16 protein-coding genes are annotated in these 18,947 nt (G+C 33.8%); 7 read left to right on the top strand and 9 right to left on the bottom strand.

The genetic code is table 11. The annotated features are described in order from the left end of the window. Positions 1-246 precede the first annotated feature (246 nt). Complete coding sequence (locus DPQ89_RS15205; RefSeq protein WP_127717890.1) at positions 247-918, bottom strand: response regulator transcription factor; 672 nt, start codon at positions 916-918, stop codon at positions 247-249. Between the two features lie 256 nt (positions 919-1,174). On the opposite strand from DPQ89_RS15205, the gene DPQ89_RS15200 reads away from it, so the two are divergent. Next, positions 1,175-4,315: a DEAD/DEAH box helicase gene (locus tag DPQ89_RS15200; protein WP_127717889.1), complete on the top strand. Its 3,141-nt coding sequence runs from the start codon at positions 1,175-1,177 to the stop codon at positions 4,313-4,315. 157 nt (positions 4,316-4,472) lie between these two features. On the opposite strand, the gene DPQ89_RS15195 is transcribed toward DPQ89_RS15200, so the two are convergent. From DPQ89_RS15195 to DPQ89_RS15185, 3 genes are read right to left on the bottom strand one after another with little or no spacing between them, the layout of a single operon-like run. Beyond that, positions 4,473-4,826, bottom strand: coding sequence for a hypothetical protein (locus DPQ89_RS15195; protein ID WP_127717888.1), 354 nt, complete (start codon positions 4,824-4,826; stop codon positions 4,473-4,475). 52 nt (positions 4,827-4,878) lie between these two features. Continuing rightward, entirely contained in the window at positions 4,879-5,763 is an 885-nt protein-coding gene (locus DPQ89_RS15190; protein WP_127717887.1) for a hypothetical protein, read from the bottom strand. Continuing rightward, complete coding sequence (locus DPQ89_RS15185; RefSeq protein WP_127717886.1) at positions 5,756-6,757, bottom strand: glycosyltransferase family 9 protein; 1,002 nt, start codon at positions 6,755-6,757, stop codon at positions 5,756-5,758. The genes DPQ89_RS15190 and DPQ89_RS15185 overlap by 8 nt, the downstream gene beginning before the upstream one ends. A gap of 66 nt (positions 6,758-6,823) precedes the next feature. On the opposite strand from DPQ89_RS15185, the gene DPQ89_RS15180 reads away from it, so the two are divergent. Next, on the top strand, positions 6,824-7,588 hold the full coding sequence (locus tag DPQ89_RS15180; RefSeq protein ID WP_127717885.1) for a glycosyltransferase family 2 protein: 765 nt from the start codon (positions 6,824-6,826) through the stop codon (positions 7,586-7,588). Between the two features lie 32 nt (positions 7,589-7,620). Here the strand turns inward: DPQ89_RS15180 and DPQ89_RS15175 are convergent, their stop codons facing one another. Next, on the bottom strand, positions 7,621-8,064 hold the full coding sequence (locus tag DPQ89_RS15175) for a CBS domain-containing protein (RefSeq protein ID WP_127717884.1): 444 nt from the start codon (positions 8,062-8,064) through the stop codon (positions 7,621-7,623). 439 nt (positions 8,065-8,503) lie between these two features. Between DPQ89_RS15175 and DPQ89_RS15170 the strand changes: the two genes are divergently transcribed. Next, positions 8,504-9,046, top strand: coding sequence for a hypothetical protein (locus DPQ89_RS15170; protein ID WP_127717883.1), 543 nt, complete (start codon positions 8,504-8,506; stop codon positions 9,044-9,046). Positions 9,047-9,084: 38 nt separating this feature from the next. On the opposite strand, the gene DPQ89_RS15165 is transcribed toward DPQ89_RS15170, so the two are convergent. From DPQ89_RS15165 to DPQ89_RS15155, 3 genes are read right to left on the bottom strand one after another with little or no spacing between them, the layout of a single operon-like run. Further along, complete coding sequence (locus DPQ89_RS15165; protein ID WP_127717882.1) at positions 9,085-10,539, bottom strand: hypothetical protein; 1,455 nt, start codon at positions 10,537-10,539, stop codon at positions 9,085-9,087. Beyond that, the gene (locus DPQ89_RS15160; protein ID WP_127717881.1) at positions 10,532-11,263 is read right to left on the bottom strand and encodes a bifunctional 2-polyprenyl-6-hydroxyphenol methylase/3-demethylubiquinol 3-O-methyltransferase UbiG; all 732 of its coding nucleotides are present in this window, start codon (positions 11,261-11,263) and stop codon (positions 10,532-10,534) included. Before DPQ89_RS15160 ends, DPQ89_RS15165 begins: the two co-directional genes overlap by 8 nt. A gap of 2 nt (positions 11,264-11,265) precedes the next feature. Further along, positions 11,266-11,982, bottom strand: a complete 717-nt coding sequence (locus tag DPQ89_RS15155; protein ID WP_127717880.1) for a dolichyl-phosphate beta-glucosyltransferase — start codon at positions 11,980-11,982, stop codon at positions 11,266-11,268. 89 nt (positions 11,983-12,071) lie between these two features. On the opposite strand from DPQ89_RS15155, the gene DPQ89_RS15150 reads away from it, so the two are divergent. The 4 genes from DPQ89_RS15150 to DPQ89_RS15135 are packed head-to-tail and all read left to right on the top strand — an operon-like array spanning position 12,072 to position 17,446. After that, the gene (locus DPQ89_RS15150) at positions 12,072-13,043 is read left to right on the top strand and encodes a glycosyltransferase (protein WP_127717879.1); all 972 of its coding nucleotides are present in this window, start codon (positions 12,072-12,074) and stop codon (positions 13,041-13,043) included. A 7-nt stretch (positions 13,044-13,050) separates the two neighbouring features. Continuing rightward, positions 13,051-14,592 carry a hypothetical protein gene (locus DPQ89_RS15145; RefSeq protein WP_127717878.1) on the top strand — a complete coding sequence of 514 codons (1,542 nt, stop codon included), beginning with the start codon at positions 13,051-13,053 and terminating at the stop codon, positions 14,590-14,592. Further along, positions 14,592-16,109 carry a hypothetical protein gene (locus tag DPQ89_RS15140; RefSeq protein WP_164848462.1) on the top strand — a complete coding sequence of 506 codons (1,518 nt, stop codon included), beginning with the start codon at positions 14,592-14,594 and terminating at the stop codon, positions 16,107-16,109. Before DPQ89_RS15145 ends, DPQ89_RS15140 begins: the two co-directional genes overlap by 1 nt. Continuing rightward, the gene (locus tag DPQ89_RS15135) at positions 16,106-17,446 is read left to right on the top strand and encodes a hypothetical protein (protein ID WP_127717876.1); all 1,341 of its coding nucleotides are present in this window, start codon (positions 16,106-16,108) and stop codon (positions 17,444-17,446) included. Before DPQ89_RS15140 ends, DPQ89_RS15135 begins: the two co-directional genes overlap by 4 nt. Here the strand turns inward: DPQ89_RS15135 and DPQ89_RS15130 are convergent. Continuing rightward, the gene (locus tag DPQ89_RS15130) at positions 17,433-18,860 is read right to left on the bottom strand and encodes a glycosyltransferase family 39 protein (RefSeq protein WP_127717875.1); all 1,428 of its coding nucleotides are present in this window, start codon (positions 18,858-18,860) and stop codon (positions 17,433-17,435) included. The two genes, DPQ89_RS15135 and DPQ89_RS15130, sit on opposite strands and share 14 nt — an antisense overlap. Between the last annotated feature and the right edge of the window lie 87 nt (positions 18,861-18,947).

The following is an 18,947-nucleotide window of genomic DNA, read 5'->3' as shown; positions in this document are numbered from 1 at the left end:
TTAAAGATTGTCTAAAGGGCCTTATTAAGGGCCCTTTTTTATTCCACCTAATTAAGTCTCTCTATGGAATTACTTATTCCAAAACTTAACTTTTATTAACTATAACTTAACTCTTGTTTACTTAAATTTTGTTTATAATAAAGATGTGCTAAGGATTTAGCAATGAAGGTATTCACTTTCACCTTTAAAGGGCGCTGTTAAAGCAAAGTGAAAAAAAAGGACGACTTTAAGTCGTCCTTTTTTATTTTAACATTTAACAATTGAATCTAGGTAATAACCCTTACCTCTAATATTTACGACCTTGAAAGGTGTTACTTCAATCTTCTTCCTAAGGTTCGCTATATGAGTATTAATATTATTATCGTCTTGAATATTCTTATTTCCCCAAATCAAATCTATCAAATCATACTTAGGAACTAACTTCTTAGAACTAAGCGTTTTTAGAATAATGAACTCATGCTTTGTGAGTCCCAAGCAGTCTCCATTGTACTCAGCTCTAACATTATCAACGTCTAAAACAAAAGAGTGACCTAAAATAATTTTCTTCTCTCTCTTATGTCTAAAAATTTGATTGCTTAGTCTCACTCGAATCTCATCGAAGCTCATTCCAAACCCAATAAAGTCCGTCTTAGTTAAGCTCAGGGCCTCTAATTTCATTTCTTCATTACGACTCATAGATTTTAAAACGATTGGAGTTCCTGCGTACCAATCTGCACTAACAATCTCATCATGGAGTTGAAGACCATTTTTGACAGGCATTAAAATATCAATCAAGAAAAGATCAAACTGATCGGACTTTGCATATTCAAGTGCCGTTTCAGCATTACTTGCTAGAGTAAAATCAAAGTGAGTACCCAAAACCTGTTTAAATCTCTCTAAGTTATCAATTGTGTCATCCACAAATAAGATTTTTTGCATAATATTTCCACATCCTTCTAGTGCTCAATAATATTATTATAGGATTAATTTGAGAAATGAACAATTTTATTTTCGTAAACCTCTATAATCACGTAATAAAAACAGATAAATGCCTCACAAGGTGCAAGATTTTCGAGCAAGAGACCTTAATGATCAAGTAACTATTTAAAATTATAAAAAATCTTAGCTCTGCCTATATATATTTTTAGAAGAAATCAAGATACAATAGAGGCTTTAAAAATTAGGAACTTATATAATGCTTAATGACATATTTATTCTTCCAGCTCACCTAGAAAAGCTTGCTCGCAGGTTTTTTAATGAGAGTGAAATTAATCAGGCCAAGAAATTTCTAAGCCTCTCATGTGTTAATTTATCTTTCACTAAAGGAAGCCCGGAAACCTACTACATTGTTTCAGGCATTGTTCGTCAGGATAGATCTCACGAATGTAAAGTAGTTTATAAAAAGCGACTAGAGGATACCGAAGAAGGTCCTTATAGTTCTAATTGTGACTGCCACGACTGGGAAGCGAAACGCAATTGCGCACATACTTGCGCACTTTTTCTAGGTTATCACCTTCAGTTAGAAGGCGAAGCCCCTAGAGATGAGTCATCACCACCAATTCCAAATTTTGGATTAAACGGTGTTAATGTTATTGAATACGGAACAATTATTAAAGGCCCTCATCAACTTCAAGGAGCTGCAGCAACTGCTACGTATTCATCACTACATTATCTTCTACATAATAAGAAAGTTGTTAATTTTCCATTACCCGATAATTTTGAAGGTAAGGTTATATTAAGTATCTTAAGTCCTAATGATGAAAGAGCAGTCCCTAAGTTAAAGTTTAAGCACAAAAGAGATGACGGAAGTATTTGTGAAGAAATTTCACTCTTTGAAAATCTCTATCTATTTGATTGGAACCTAGGTAGGGCCTTCCATCTAAGTAGTGATTTAAAAACCTTAATTCAAAAAATTAAAATACGTGGTAATACTCTTGAAATTAATGACCTAATTAAAATGGCCATGCACAAAGAGTTATCAGACAAGTGTGAAATCTATCTCGATGGAACACCTCTAGAGGAAGTTAAAGAAATAAATGCTAACTGCAGAGTAACTCTTACTCCTGGTGAGCGAAGAGGGCTTATTGATGTTGAAGTTGTATTTCATGATGATAATGAAAAAGCGATTTCTGCACCTGACTTCCTAACTTCATTTACTTTTGAAGGTGGATTACTCTCTAACTTCAAAAAGAAGAAGGATGCCTACGACTTTATCGGACAATTTTCAGATCACTTAGAAGATCAAATCTATGATTATAAGAAGTCTCTTCATTCGGCCGCTAGAAAAGAAAAATGGCTCGATATAATTAATTACACTTTAAATAATGAAAAAACTTATATTTATGATATCGAAGAAAAAGAAATTTGTGATTATAATAACGAGTTTCTCTCTTTATTAATCTCAAGCCTATATAAGAACTTCGGTGAATTATTTTTTAGATACTCTCAATTTAACCCGGCGACAAAGTCAATACACTTTCAAGCGACAACATCGGCAATCTTTCAAGGATTAAATGCCTTTAATGAAAAAGTCACTCCTTATGGTGTGAATATTTTCTACGAAAAGCAAGAGCTCGCAAATTGGAACTCTAAAATTCGCTTCGAAAGGCGTGCTTCTTCAACAAAGTGGTTTGATTTAGAGCTATATATTTCTAAAGAAGATCTCGCAATTATCAGCCAAGCTGATCTTGAAACGGGTCTTGCTCTAACAGACAAAGGACTTGTTCTTTTAAATAAAGAACAAAAAGACCTAATGCGCTTTATGCGTAAATATACAAAATTTGAGGGTCAAGCAAGCGAAAATGAAGAGAGTACAGACATACCATTCAAGAAGTTTCTACTTCCTTTTAACAGAGCACGAATTTTTGAGCTCTTTGAATTGAAAAAGCTAGGTATTGAAGGTGCGCTAACAAAGGAAGAAGAAGAGTTATGTGAAAGGTTAGCTACACTTGAGAGCGTACCTGATTATGACCTACCAGTAGACTTAAGCGCAGAGCTGAGACCTTACCAAAAGACAGGTTATAACTGGCTTAAGTTTCTATATGAAAATAAGCTTGGAGCATGCTTGGCCGATGATATGGGTCTTGGTAAAACTCTTCAGACAATTTCATTTATCCAAAGTATTCATGACCAAATAGATAGAGTCCTAGTGGTTTGTCCCGTCTCTATCCTTCTAAACTGGCAAAAAGAAATTGAAAAATTCTCTAAGCTTAATATTCAGATTTATCATGGTGGCGAAAGAAATATAAATGACGATGCAAAAGTTATTCTAACTAGCTATGGTGTCATGAAAAGAGAAATTGATGAGAAATTTTCTCAAATGCACTTCGACGTCCTTGTTCTTGATGAAGTTCAACATCTTAAGAATATAAGATCGCTAGGTGCATATGCCGCAAGAAAAATAAAAGCTGATTTTAGGATTTGCTTAACGGGTACACCTGTTGAAAATGACCTTGCTGAATTTTATAATATAATAGACCTAAGTGTGCCTGGTATTTGGGGAGATTTAGAGTTTATCCGAACAACCTCTAATAAGAAATCACGTCTTGTTGCTAGAAAAACAGCAGCACCATTTGTTCTTAGGAGAACTAAAGATCAAGTTCTAACCGATCTTCCTGCGAAAATTGAAAATAATGTTTATCTAAACTTTGATGATGGGGAGAGACAAACATATGTTCAAAATCTTCTCAATATCAAAAATAGAATTAAAAACTCTCCTTCTAAAAAGAAGTACGGGGAGATACTTAAAGGTCTGTTGCAACTTAGACAAAGCTGTCTATGGCAAGCTCCTGGAGCAACTCCGCACTACAAATCCATCATGTCTACAAAGGTTGAATTTCTAGTCGAACAACTTGAACAGATCATTGAAGAGGGGCATCAGACAATTGTCTTTAGCCAGTTTACGACCTACCTCGATCTTATTCAAAATACTCTAAGGGATAAACACTGGAGACTCTCAAGAATTGACGGAAGTCAGTCAATAAAGAAAAGACAACAGCAAGTTGACGAGTTTCAGGCCGGAAAGACCGATGTCTTTCTAATCTCTCTTAAGGCCGGTGGTGTAGGTCTAAACCTTACAGCGGCAAGTTATGTATTTATAATGGATCCTTGGTGGAATCCAGCTGTTGAGTCTCAAGCAATTGACAGGGCCCATAGAATTGGACAGCAAAATACATTAACTGTTTACAGACCTATTATTAAAGATACTGTCGAAGAGAAGGTTTTACAGCTGCAAGAGATGAAAAAACAACTATTTAAAGACCTACTTCCTGATGATGATGAGTCTTTATTTACAGGAAAGCTTTCTTTAACAGACTTTGAAGACCTATTTTCTTAAATTGACTAAACTTTAGTCAGCTTTAGAAGAAGTTACAATTTCAAGATTATTTTTGAGAGTGCTGATATATTGTATCTATTGAAAGCAAAGTGCTTTTAATATCTCTCTCCCTATTTGATAAGCAGGTCCTAGCCAGACCTGCTTTTCTTTTTTGACCTTATAAATCAATATTTAAAAAGTCGCAATTTCCAACTTCTAAAGTTTGATATTGATTCCCCAGTAGAATACTTTCCGAAATAGATTCAATCAAACCACTTTTAGTTGATGAAAGTTCAATTTTCATTTCATTATCATTATAGAAAAAAGACGTATCAGTTACCTTTATAAGAGACGGGTCGAGTTGAAAGTAGTTTAGAAAGTTTTCACCATCATCAAAAAGGATGAAAAGTCTTGGCGTAGAATCTTCTTTAATAATTGTCGTGTGAATATTCGCAGCTCTTGAAAAGCATTGGATCTCAATTGCATAAGCTGAAGAAATAGATAATAAAGCAAATAGAATTATTTTTTTCATAAGCACTTATACATAGAGATTTATATCGTGTTAATTTTAATGAATATTTTTCTTACTTTAAGATAAAGTTTTTGAACTCTCCAAGTCTTATGCCTGTCATATATTCAAATTTATCACTCAAAATAAGACGTAAGTCTTTGAAATTCAGTTTATACGGAAGAGAGAGAATATCTAGATCATTTCTATTTTCCTCTATCCATGACTTCATTACCTTTGGATGAGTTTTCAAAAATGGTCTCAGCCCCCAAACTCTTTCATAAGAGAATACTTGCCCTTCTTTCTTTTCACCGTGGTAGAGCTTGTCAAAAGCAACTGTTTTCTTGGCCATTACTTGCTCAGCCCTCGCCCATCCATAGTGATAAACTCTAGCATCAATTTGCTTACAAACAACTTTCGAATCATCTTGATTTCGAAACCCCTGAGCATCAAGCCAAGATTTAATTCCTAAGTGGTTTCTAATAAGTCTAAGTTCTCGCCTATATGTTTTCTTAGTTACTTTATGAACATTAACATTTCCATAAAAATGAATATAATTAAAGACAAGTCCGTTATAGCTCTTATCATGCTCCATTTTTAAAACTTCTGCTTTTATTAATTCTATATCGTCTTCATGAAGGCACTCATCACCTTGTATATATTGACAGTATTTTCCACTCGCTTTTTCAAGTGCAATATTGGTTTGCTCAGAAAGAATTAAACCCTTCGATGTCTTTTCAGGGTCCCAAAAGCTCTTTAAAAAAATATACTTCTCTCCTTTAAAGTTCTTATTAAGGTAGTCCCAAGTACCATCATCCTGAGTCAGGGCTTCATCGTCGAACCCGACATTGATGATAACTTCGTCGCATAGAGTATCAATACTTTCAATACTCTCTTTTATTGGGTAACCAAGAGTAAGCCCATTTTTAATAAAAGTTATTCCTGAAATTAGTTTAGTCATCTAGATCCTTTTTAATTACTTGGTAGATATCCTCCGGCCTAAACTCATTCAAACAAATCATACTCTCACATACTGACAGACCACAATAATGTGCATGTTCAGTTCTGCAATCTAGTCCTTCTTTATAAAAGTAAGGATGATCTTTTTCATTATATGGATGCCACTCATTAGGAGGCTCTGGCCCAAAGAATGTATAACTCTTTATGCCTGCAGCAATTGCTATATGCTTTAAACCTGTATCGTTACCAATATAGAGCTTAGAGTTTCCAATATATTCAAATAGGTTTTCAAGTTCTACATATTCAAGATTTGCAATCGAAGATATTCCTAAAGCAGTGAGCTCCTTTGATATTTCCATATCTCCTGAAGATTTAGAAAGAGGAATCACAATATTAAGACAAGGAAAATCTCTCTTAATCAATTTACATAAATCAACATACTTACTTAAGGACCACATTTTAGTTTGTCGTGTTGCCACGACTCCTAATATAACTCTTTTCTTGTATTTTCTTGAAAAACTCACTTTCGGAGTATAGTGCAAGTAACTCGGATATCTCTCTTTATGAGATAGTGTTGAAAAGGCTCCATCTAAATCCCTTTGAATGACTGCCTTAATTACACCTTGATCATGAATATTACCACCTGATGAAATATGATGATTATGAAAGAAATATGGAATACCAAATATCTTTGAGTATGTTCCAAAAAATTTCTTTGTTCTGCCACCTTGTTGCATCTCAAAGATAACGTCAGGCTTTATTTTTCGCATTTTCTTAAAAAGTGCCAACCAATCTTTAGCATTCTTCAAGTCACAACTAATGACTTCATCGCTAGCAATATCAACATTTTTATAAAGTCTTGTTATCCACAAAGGAAGTGCATATATAATTTTAGCACTTGGGTACAATTCTTTAATATATTGTAAAGTCGAAAGACCCATTACAGAATCACCCATAGCACGGTTCTTAACGACTAATATTGTTTTATATGACATTCTATAATTATAACTAAATTGCAACAATGTGTTAACAAAAAGAAATTAGGAAGATATAATAACTCCATGATCAAGCTTTCAGTAGTAATTATCACATTTAATGAAGAACATAATATCGAAAGATGCCTAAAGTCAGTTCAATCAGTTGCTGACGAGATCATAGTTGTTGATTCTTACTCAACCGATAAAACAGAAGAAATCTGTAGAAGATACAATGTAAACTGGATACAAAACCCTTTTGAAGGACATATTGAGCAAAAAAACTTCGCACTTCAGAAGGCCGCGTATAATCACGTTCTATCTTTAGACGCTGATGAAGCAATTGATCAGGAACTAGAACAAAGTATTTTAAAAGTTAAAAGTACCTTCAATCAAGATGGCTACTATTTCAACCGACTAACTCACTACGTAGACCAATGGATTTACCATTGTGGCTGGTATCCAGATAGAAAGCTTCGTCTCTTTGATAAAACAAAAGGTGTATGGAGCGGACTTAACCCTCATGACAAAGTTCAAATGATGGAATCCTCTAGTATCCAAAAACTAAATGGAAATATTTTGCACTATAGTTATGACTCAATTACTGATCATGTAAACCAAACAAATAAGTTTACAACCATTGCAGCAAAAGCTGCCTTTAAAAATGGTACTCGCTCTAGTAATTTCAAAATTATTACAAGACCACTTCTTAAATTTTTCAAAGACTATCTCTTAAAAAGAGGTTTTTTAGATGGTAGATATGGATTCGTAATTTGCTCTATAAATGCGCTATCTGCTCTTTTAAAATACTCTAAATTAAAAGATCTAGAACGACAAAGAAGGATTGATTAAATATGCGCCCTCATTAACAAGGGCGCTTATATTTATTTACTAAATGATTTTAGAATATCTCTTTTAGTAATTATTCCAACTAAATTCCCATCATCACATACAGGTAATCTACTTACATTCTGAGCAAGCATAATACTACTTGCTTCCGAGAGGTCTGCAGAACTTGAAATTGTATCCACGTTAGTACTCATTACTTCAGATAACTTAGAAGACTTGGCCTTCTCAAAGATTTCTTCAACAGAGCCTTTGTGATGAGTTTGTCCAAGAAGTCTTGTTAAAGACACAAGCGCGTGCGGAACATCTACTTTTTGACCAATAAAATCTGACTCTGTAATCATCCCCACTAACTTGCCTGTACTATCAACAATAGGAAGACCACCAATATTCTTTTCAATCATTATTTTTGCAGCTTCTTCAACTGTTTGATCCTGATTGAGTGAGATCACATTCTTTGACATAAATTTTGAAACGCTCATAAAAATCCTTTGAAATATTAAATCTATAATATTCTAACCCACAGTTAACTTTTTTTCATTTTAAAATTTTATAAAGAACAATTCCCGACTCTTTTAGTTCAGTTAGGTTCATAAATGAAGTTTTATGTACCTAGCAAGAGGTCTTCAGTGACACGTTAATTTTGAACATATAAAACAGCTCATCTTGCAAATGGTCTGGACTTCATTTCCCTACCTCGTAATAACCAAGAAAATAACTTAGGGAAATTACTTCAATTGCACATCTTTTTAACTCTTATATTCATAAACTCATAAATCAGGCCATTTGCGAGATTTTGTAAACCTAACCGCTTGTTTTTACAGTGTCTATTTTATTGACGGCCAATGTAACGTTTACAACAGTCCTAATAATTAAACTAAAATCACTTACAATTTATAAAAATACTAAACGGAGAAAGAAATGAAAGCACTATCAATTGTACTATTAACTATGATGAGCTTAAGTATTCAAGCGGCAAACTACAAAGCATCTTGTATAAGTATGGCCCGCTCTAAGAATATGTCCAGCTCTGCAACCTCAGAGGTATGTAAATTTGCAAATAAACACACTGCAAGCTGTATAAGCATGGCCCGAGCAAAGAATATGTCCAGTGACGCGACTGCTGAAGTCTGCTCCAGCGCAACTAGTAGCTCTGCTTCATGTATAAGTATGGCGAGAGCGAAGTATATGAGCTCTGATGCAACGACGGAGGCTTGTTTCAATGCCTCCTCAGAAACAGCTTCCTGTATACATATGGCAAGATCAAAGAATATGAGTAGTGATAGCACTGCTGAAATGTGTGCTTCACAAGAACCTATTTTTGAAGCTAGGGCCGTACAAAGTGAATTAGATGAACAACGCTTAAGGGTCTTATTAATCGATGCCTTAGTAAATATTGACTCGAACCCAGAGCGTGCAAAAGCACATATTCAAAATATTCTCTTAGAAATGGAATTGGATTAAACAAATATTTGGGCCCAACCATTGGGCCCCTTTTTAGCTTAATTTGAACATTTATAAACCGACCAAACTCTCGATCTAGAAATCCAATTCCCAATATTGAATTTTAAAATCCACTTCGGATAAGTTAAATACTCAAGAGAACACTTAGTATTTCCTTCCATAATGCTAACAAATTTTCCTTTATTGAAGAAAAGGTACTGAGTTTCATTTAGCTCTTTCAGATATAACTCTAAGCTATCAATATTGATAATTTTCAAATCTCTTTTCTTATAAAACTCTAAAGGAAGGCCTAGCATTGTATAAGGGTTCTCTCCATGAACATGAATTTCTCTAATTTCTTCATTGCTCCAAATATACTTATAGAAATTAACAGATGGATTAGCTGCTTTAAATGAAGAGATTATGAGAAATAAAAAATTCACACCTATAATAAACTTAATTAGGCCTCTAAATAATTTCTTCGTATTTAAAGAAATTAATTTAGCTTCATAAACTTGAAAAAATAAAGCTAAATATAAAGGAGAAATAATGATAATCGGAAAGATATAGCGCAATTCTTTATGACCCACATAACAGTGAAAAATAAAAAGAGGGAGGGTTGCCCATGTAAGAATATGCTTCCTATACGTCCACCATCCCCAAACTGTTGCCAAGATTAGCGGTAAACTAACTGGTGCAATTCCCCTATTAAGTGCAAGCCTGAAGTACCACCACCAAGGATATTGCTTAACATTAGACATGATACCTTCAAGAAAGTTAGTACGAAAGTAATGCCATGTCGAAAACGTCCAATTTCCATATCCCCAGTAATCAAATGCTATGCCGGCTAAAATTGCGACAATAATCGCCACAGCGCTAGATAGGAGTAATCGATAATTTGCCTTCTTAATAAAAAGAGCAAAGAACCAAATAAAGGCGACCATAAAGGCCATCTGAGACCTTGACAAGTAACTAAGCCCAAATAGAAGACCTGCAAGTAAACCTGACTTAACAAGATCTTTATCTTTCTCTAAAGCAAGAGTAAAAAGTGAAAATCCCCACAAGAAGAAACTAATACCAAAGCTTTCAGAACTGGTTCGGGTCTGAATATATGGAACAAACCAACAAAGATTTAGAAGACCCCAAGCAATCGTTTGATTCTTCTCTCCTTTAAACCAAAGTTTAATGATTGGAATCAATTTCGTTAGAGCAAAGAGCCCAAACAAGGATGTTAATAACCGAAATAAAAAAGCAATGGTAAAAGGTGAAGAGATTCCTAAAAATGTAAATGATTTATAAAAGGTGAAATAAATAAAAACCTGAAACCATGGTCTAATCTGCTCTCTAAACTCCCATGGTAAGTTTGAGCTTGGTATATTACCTAATTTAAAATTTAAAAACTCAAAAATTTGAAAATGCTCATCAAAATGTTGAAATCCAGAACTAAATATGGCGGCAACTATATGAAAGACGACTGAAATGTAAAATATATTTCTAAAATTTAACTTACTCATTTTTTTCAAATATCCCTATTACAGAAGTACCAAAAAATGGATTTCCTCCTAACATCTTTTCTACTTTTCCAAAAATGAATAATAGCGAATTAAGAATAAAGTTTGGTAGTTTTAAATCTTGATTATCCTTAGATCCTTTAGAGAGTTTACGAATAATATAAACTGCAGGAAATAAAAATCCAAAAGCATAACTGAGATAGACTGGTCTTAAACCACACTTTCTAGCTACAATCTCTAAGTCCTTTTTAGTATATCTTCTTTTATGATCTAAGAACTCATCATGATAAGACCAAAGACTTTTAAATGCCGGAACAGTTATAAGGATTTGCCCATCTTTATTTAATGTAGAAACCCAATGGTTAAGGGCCTCTTCTTGATCATCGATATGTTCAAGAACATCCATTGCAAGAACGACATCAGCCTCATTACTTGCAAAGGTATTCAAGTCATTAGATAGCTTAAACTTCTCATCAATCCATTCAGCTTCAAATTGATTATCTAAATTAGGGTCAATTCCAATTGCAAGATCAACCTTCTTACTTTGTGAGCTTCTTTCTTTCAGATACCAAAGGTTTTGTCCCGTGCCACAACCATACTCTGCCACTTTAACTTTTTCTTTCCTACAAAAAGAGAAAAGCTTATCAATATAAAGAAAGCGTGTTTTTATCCACCAATGCTTTCTTTCACTACGAACAGAGAGTTCATCAACTTCTTTTAAATCCATTATTAACCTTTATACTTTTTATATATTTTAAGAAGCTCCATCGGGGCCTTTAAAAAATCTAAGGGACTAAGCTTACTTCCAGCAACATCTACCCATTTATCAAGAGGGAGTTCATAAATACTACTTTTCTCCACAAGCTTCTTATATCTAAAAAGAAGTTCCACATCGAAAATCCAATATGAAATAAATTTTTCTAAAAAAAGTTCCTCAACTAAATTCGCTTTAAAAAACTTAGCTCCACACTGGGTGTCGTACACGGGAAGTCCTAGAGATATACTTGCGAAAGTTGCGAAGAGTCTACCGAGTAGATGTCTGTACCATTTACGATCAACATTGCCACCAAGACGTAAAATTCTAGAACCCATTACGATATCATAGCTCTCAATAGACATAATTCTCTTAAAATTCTCAACCTCAGAAAAAGGTGTTGCAAGGTCTGCATCAAAATAGCCTATATAAGAAAATATGTCTTTCTTATGGGCGCTTAACATCCCCAACCTTACGGCCTGTGCTTTACCAGCGTTAACTTCTAAATCAAGATATTCAATATTCTCAATATCAGATGAGAGCTTCTTTAAAATAGATAAAGTTCTATCTTTACTACCGTCATTTACTAGTAGTAAATGCGTATCCTTATCAAGATCAGCAAATTTCTTTATCTCTTCAATATTTAAGCGTGACTCTTCATTATAACAAGGAATCACTAGACAAGTTTTCATTATTAGCCCATGGCAACATTTTTAATAATTATTCATTCATTTATACCATTTTAAATGGTAATAATTAAAGGTACAAAAATAGGAAATTTATGAAAATAGTCTTCCAGCACAATGGAATTTTGCCTGTCCAAAAATATGGAGGCATTGAAAGAATACTTTTTTGGCATATGAAGGAGCTTGCACGAAGGGGTCACGAAGTTATACTCTTCGGTCACCCTGATTCTCAAGTTCAAGAGTTTGGAATCCAATTAGTCGCCAGTCCAACTGATGCAGATGAGTTTTCTAAGCTTATTCCAACTGATGCAGACATTGTACATCTCACTTATAACTATGTTGCTAAGTCCAAAGTTCCAACAATAGTTAATATGCAATGCAATGGGCAAATAGGAGAAGAGTTTCCTGTTAATTCAGTCTTTGTCTCAAAGAGACATGCTCAAAATCACGGCTCGGGCTGTTTTGTTTACAACGCGCTCGACTTTGATGAATATCCATACGAAGAATCTAATTCTAGCGAATTAAATAATTTTCTCTTTCTCGCAAAAGGATCTTGGGGAGTAAAAAACCTAAAACACTGTATTCAAGTTTGTAAAAAAGCAAAAAAGCACCTTCACATTGCAGGAGGAAGGGCGCTTCTTCCTTCAAGGTATATACACTCCTATGGCATGGTCGGCGGTGACGAGAAGATAAGTATCATGAAAAAATGCGATGCTTTTCTTTTTCCAGTCAGATGGCATGAACCATTTGGAATTGCCATTATTGAGGCAATGGCAATGGGAATGCCTGTTTTCGGAGGCCCATATGGTAGTTTGCCTGAGATTATAAATGAAGTCTCAGGTAAAATTTGCAACTCAAAGGAAGAGCTTCTTGCAGCAGTCAAATGTGAGAATAATCAATTTGAAAGAGATAGAATTAGACAATATGTTGTAGACAAATTCTCAATATCAACTCTTACTGATGAATATTTAAAATTATATGAAAGAGTCATCTCAGGCGAGTCATTAAACTCAAAAAAGCCGACATGGCAACTTTCTTCAAGGCCAGAAGAGCTCCTTCCCTTTTAGGATATTTATGACAAATCTCTTTCCCTCATTTCAAGAACTAAAAGTACTGCTAACAGGAAAATACAAGAATTGGTTTATTATTGGTGCTATTTTTCATATATTGGCAGCATTTTTTTCAGAAGGTTTCCTACAGTATGATGAACATTTTGAAATTTTAGAGTTCCTTGGTTACAAATTAGGAATCACACCTGAAAGTGACTTAACGATGGAATATGGACACACGATGCGTCCATGGATTCAACCATTTCTCTACTATCCTATTATTAAACTCTCGCAATTATTCGGTATTGAAAATCGGTTTATTTGGGTTTTAATACTAAGACTAATATCTTCGATAATTGGGTATTTTTCGTTTTTACTCTTATCTCTCTATTCGTTAGAAATACTCAAGAAAGAATGGCAGAGAAAATGGGCCATCATCTCGTTAAACCTTCTGTGGTTCATTCCTTTTATTCATGCGCGAACATCTTGCGAAGCACTCGGAGGCTCGATATTTTCCATAGCATTCTCAGTCTATGCTTTAAAAATAAGAAAAAACGACCATAACTTTACAAACTTTAAAACTTTTCACGCCCTTGTAATCGGGATGCTAATGGGTTGTGCGTTTAATATGCGATACCACATAGGCTTCATGATCTTATTCATCACTCTTTGGTCGCTTATCTTCAAAAAAGTCTCTTACAAGTCCATATTTCTAATTTGTTTAGGTGTCTTAATTTCAATCTTTATAGGAATTGGAATTGACTACTGGGGCTATGGAAAATGGACACTTGCTCCATACTACTACTTCTATCAAAATATAAACCTTAAACTAGCTAACAAATGGGGAACTTCTCCGTGGTGGGGATACTTCACTTACTCTATGAAAAAAGGTGTTCTTCCCATAGCTCTGCCATTACTTGCGGGCGCAGTAATATGCTGGGTAAAGAAGTGGAAACACGAACTAACGTGGATAACGCTTCCATTCTTTTTTGTTCATAGCTATGTGGCCCACAAAGAATTAAGATTTTTATTTCCTATAGTCGTTTACTCTCCTCTTTTACTAATTCTAGTATTTAATGAAAAAGATAGAATCATCACCACTTTAGAGAATTTCTTTTCTAAAAAACCGGCTCGTATCTTCATGAAAGGACTATTCGTAATAAATTTTATTCTTTTAACTCAAGCATCTTTAAGACCTGTTCAAAGCTCTGTTCAATTTTACAAATGGACCTATAAAGAGCTCAAAGAACCTTTTCAAAAAGTTTTTGTAGTTGGAGATCTAAAACCGTATGGGATAGCAGCATTAAATATGCACTTCTACAACTTTCATTACCCAGAGCAAGTTTTCATCAAAGAAGAGAAAATTGAACAGGAAGTAGAGTTATTACTTCAAAGGGCTCCAAATGCTTGGGTCTTCGCTTCTCGCGGAAAACAATACTTCAAACTTAAAAGTATTTCTTCTTGTAAACAATACTACCTAAGTATTCCTAACTGGATGCTAAATATGAATATTGGAAATTGGATCAGTCGATCGGAACTCTGGTCTCTTTTTAAATGCGAGCGATAATGATTAAGAATTTTTTAGAAAATGATATTGAAATTAATTATAAGAAACTTTTTATTTTTAGTGCATTTTTTCACCTTATCGCTGTGATCTTCTCAGAAGGTTTTCACAGACCAGATGAACATCTTGGAATGTTAAGGTATGTCTTCGTTAAACTAAACTTATATCCAATTGAAGAACTCTCATGGGAATATCCTGCCAAAATACGAAACTGGGTTCAGCCAGGTATTTATTATGCAATTGCAAAGATTTTAAACCTTATTGAAATAAAGAATCCATTTACTATCGCTTTCTTTCTAAGGCTCTTTACTTCAATTTTTTCAATGTACACCCTTGTGAAGTTCTCTAAGTTTTCGAGAATTTTCTTCTCCTCTACTAAAGCTATAAATCTTGCTAACCTTTGCTTCTTTACCCTCTGGTTCTTTCCTTTTATTCACGCAAGAACTACTGCTGAAAACTTTGGTATGAATGTTTTTGCTCTAGGTCTGCTAGTGCTAGTTAAGAGCATTCCTATATCAACATTAAAAAGTAGTACAAATACGCTAAAAATCAACTTTCTATCCAATACAAAGAGCATTCCACTTAGCCACAGCCTATTAGGTGGCTTTCTAATTGGCATGTCTGTAAACTTTAGAATTCCATTGGCGCCAATGCCACTTTTCTTGTGCCTTTGGTTACTACTCATTGCTCAGATAAAATTAAGCAATGTCTTTGTCATCGTCATTGGCTCATTCTTATCAATTTTATTTACTTCAATATTTGATACATGGGGATATGAAGAATTAACTTATAGTACTTGGAGCTACTTATATCAAGAGTTCACACGTAATGTTTCACAAGGATTTGGCGTCTCCCCCTGGTATTACTATATTACAAAAGTATTCTCTAAAGGAGTTCCACCTCTTTCAATATTTATGATCATTGCAACTGTATTTGTTTGGATTAAAAAGCCTACTCATTTAATTACTTGGGTAAGTCTCCCCGTTTTTCTTCTACACAGTACGATCGGTCACAAGGAACTTCGATATATCTTTCCTCTTATTATCTTTGTTCCAATACTATTAGCTCTTACTTTTGAGCACTTTGAAAAAACTGTCTTAGAAAATAGGGCCCTAAAGCTTACAATAAGACTATCAATTATTTTAAACTTAATATTTCTTCTAATATCTTCTATAAAGCCTGCATATACACCTATTCATATTTATAAATACCTTTACAATAATGGTGAAAGAATTAATTCTCTTTACACATACAACAATCTGCAAAGAGATATTCTAAAAATTTATCTTAAAAAAGAGACTCCCTTTATACATATTACGTCTGAGAATGAAGTTGATCACGCAGTATCAAAAAGTGAGAATACCTCTTGGTTTCTAGTCGAAAAAATTAAAGATTTCACAACATTTGAAAAAAGAAATTGTACGCAAGAGTACTCAACTTATCCTGAATGGTTTACAAAGAAGTTTTCAAAACAACTTCAAAGATCAAAGGCCTGGGCAATTTATAGGTGTAAGAAATGATTAACTTTAAAAGTAAGGTACACCCTTTATTTAATTCTCTCTTCCCTTACACCTTCATTCTTCTTTTAGGATACTCCCTTAGAAGAACACATGGCTTTATAAAGACTAATCATCTTATCTATATTTCACTAGGATTACTTTTTTTTATTATTCATCATTTTCGTAATAAGCAACTTAAGCTCTCAAGTGTCTATCTATCAGTGATTTATGTTGTTTTCAGCGCTCTATTAACAATTAGCCCTGACCTTTTTTACCCGAAGGTTGAATCTATTACATATTTTATAAGAGTTATTTCCTTTTTGAACATAATTAATGCTCTTTCCTTCTTTTTCAAAAAATCTAGAGTCGCTGAACTCTTTAACAAAATAAGTCCTATAATCTTTAGTTCAAATCTTCTTTGCTATCTTTTGGTTATAACTGCGTCACCAAATCCTCTCATTGATGTTTATACTGTGACTCAGGAAGGTGCAGATTTTCTTTTAAATGGTATTAATCCTTACTCTTCCCAGTACTCAGATATTTTTAATGGAAGGTACGGCTACGTGGCGGGCTACGTTTATTGGCCAGGTATTTTACTTACACTTAGTCCGTTCAAATGGGTACTTTCAGATGTACGATATTTCTATGTCGTATCATATATTTTAACTCTTATTGCTTTTAATAAGTTAATGCTTGGTGAGAAGATAAAACAAGAGACAAGAAAGATCTTCTTACTATTGTGGATGAGCTTTCCTGTTGTTTACTTTGTGCTTGAACAAACATGGACAGAAAATCTCATTATCGCACAATTATCTACCCTCCTTCTTTTACTACAAAGGAGAAGGTTTTACTTTGCCGCCATTGTTCTAGGGTTTCTATGTGCAACCAAGCAATATAATCTCTTCCTAGCAATATTGACTTGTGCATACGCATTCACTCATCTTCGAATTAAAACTTTTTTCACCTTTCTACTTATTTGTGCACTTAGCGCGATCATTATTTTTACCCCTTTTTTAATTTGGAATCATCATGACTTTATTCAAGTAACACTAGTCGATCTCTTAAGATATGAGCCTAGGGCCGATTCATTATCCTGGGCATCTTGGTTATTTCATCATTATCAAATAAGAATCCCTTCACTTATTTCAATGAGTATTTACCTGCTTCCTACTTTGATAGGAAGCTATTTTATTGTGTTGAAAAAGAAGAATGATTTACGTGAGCTTATTTTTTGGTTAATTACGACTTACTTTTGCGTATTTTTGTTTGGGAAACAGGCCTTTTGTAACTACTATTATTTAATTTCTTTCTTATTAATTACGTACACATCTCTTTCGTTAAGAGTTAAAGATAATTAAAACGATGACTCCAAACAATCATTTTTTTATTTGGAATCTTTTTTAATATAATAAAGTTTTCATCTAGAATTTTTTTCAACTTTACATCAGGCTCATCACTAGTGAAGACAAGAGATTTTACAGGATTAAGAGTAATAAAAGATATCGTCTGCTCACTACTTAAACGATGAGGATTCGCCGAAAAAACAAAAGAGCTTAGACCAGAAATCGCCCAATAGCTATATGACTCATCTACAATAATCCATTCGGAGGGGATCTTTTTTAGCTTATCAAAGCTATATGAGGTTTCAAATATTTCTTTATCTCGTCGTACTTTATTAGTAGTTCCCATCGGAAACAAAGCTATAAAAGCAATAACGAGAACTCCACTCCAAACCTTTAAGAATCCTTTTTCATTAAATTTAACTTTTAACAAAATTGGATAAGATGCCATTATCGTAAATGATGGATAAATTGGTATCAAATAATGTGAATACTTAAACTTCATAAATGAAAGTGGAATAACATAACTTAGAAAGCATATTAGATTAAATAAATAGAACTCTCGAAACTTAGTAATCTCATTTTTAAACAAAAGATAGAGACTCCATAAGAATAATATTGTTATATGCGGAGAATTTTTAATTAAATGAAGTGGATATATAAAATGATTAATATCATTTTGGCCTCTTCCCCCTATTGCGGTATTAAATAGTTGAAAATCTAAATATTCACTAAAAATATCATAACGACCAATAGCTAATAGCGCGAGGGGCCATATACTAAAAACAGCAAGGCCACACATAAAAGCAATCCAGATATTTTTTCTTAAAAGAAATTTTAGCGATCTATTTACATACACTTGATGCATAAAAATAAGAGGTAATAATAAAACACCGGATATCCCCTTTATCAATAGACTCAACCCCCACGCACAACCACTGCAGGCCCAAAGCCTAGAGCTTTTCTTTGTCCAAGCTTCAAAGTATAGTAGAAGACAAAGGGTATAAGAAAAGAGCAGTGCTTGGTCCATATTAGGAAAACGAGATTTTTTCATTAGACTAGGAATTAATAGAAGCAAGAAAGAAGAGAAGAATGCTAATACTTTATTAAACCTAGTGGATAGAAAATAAAATAGGACCGCAAACGTTGCAAAAATCCATATTAGACCAAAGAGGCGTGCTTGCCAAAAATTGTGTCCAAAAATTTTAAAAAATAGCCCTTCTAAAATGAAAAAGAGTGGTGGGTGATGTGCAAATTCTCTAAACTCGGTTGTAGACTGAGATGGAATTAGCCAGCTCTCCCAAGGAAAATTCTTACCAAGAGCGGCGTACAAGTAACCATCATGAAAAAACCCCTGCACGTTCAAAGCATGAAAATAAAACACAAAAAATGTGCTAAGCAGGAGAATGAAGAGTTTGTTTTTTGTTATCATTTTATAATTTCTATTTGGTAAAGTGTTACTTTATTACTATACTTTAGATTATATATATACAAAACAGCGCTTCGCAACAACACTTAA

It is taken from the genome of Halobacteriovorax sp. HLS (assembly GCF_004006665.1).
In the GTDB taxonomy this organism is placed as follows: Bacteria; Bdellovibrionota; Bacteriovoracia; order Bacteriovoracales; family Bacteriovoracaceae; genus Halobacteriovorax.
This window is presented reverse-complemented; position numbering and strand designations above follow the sequence as displayed.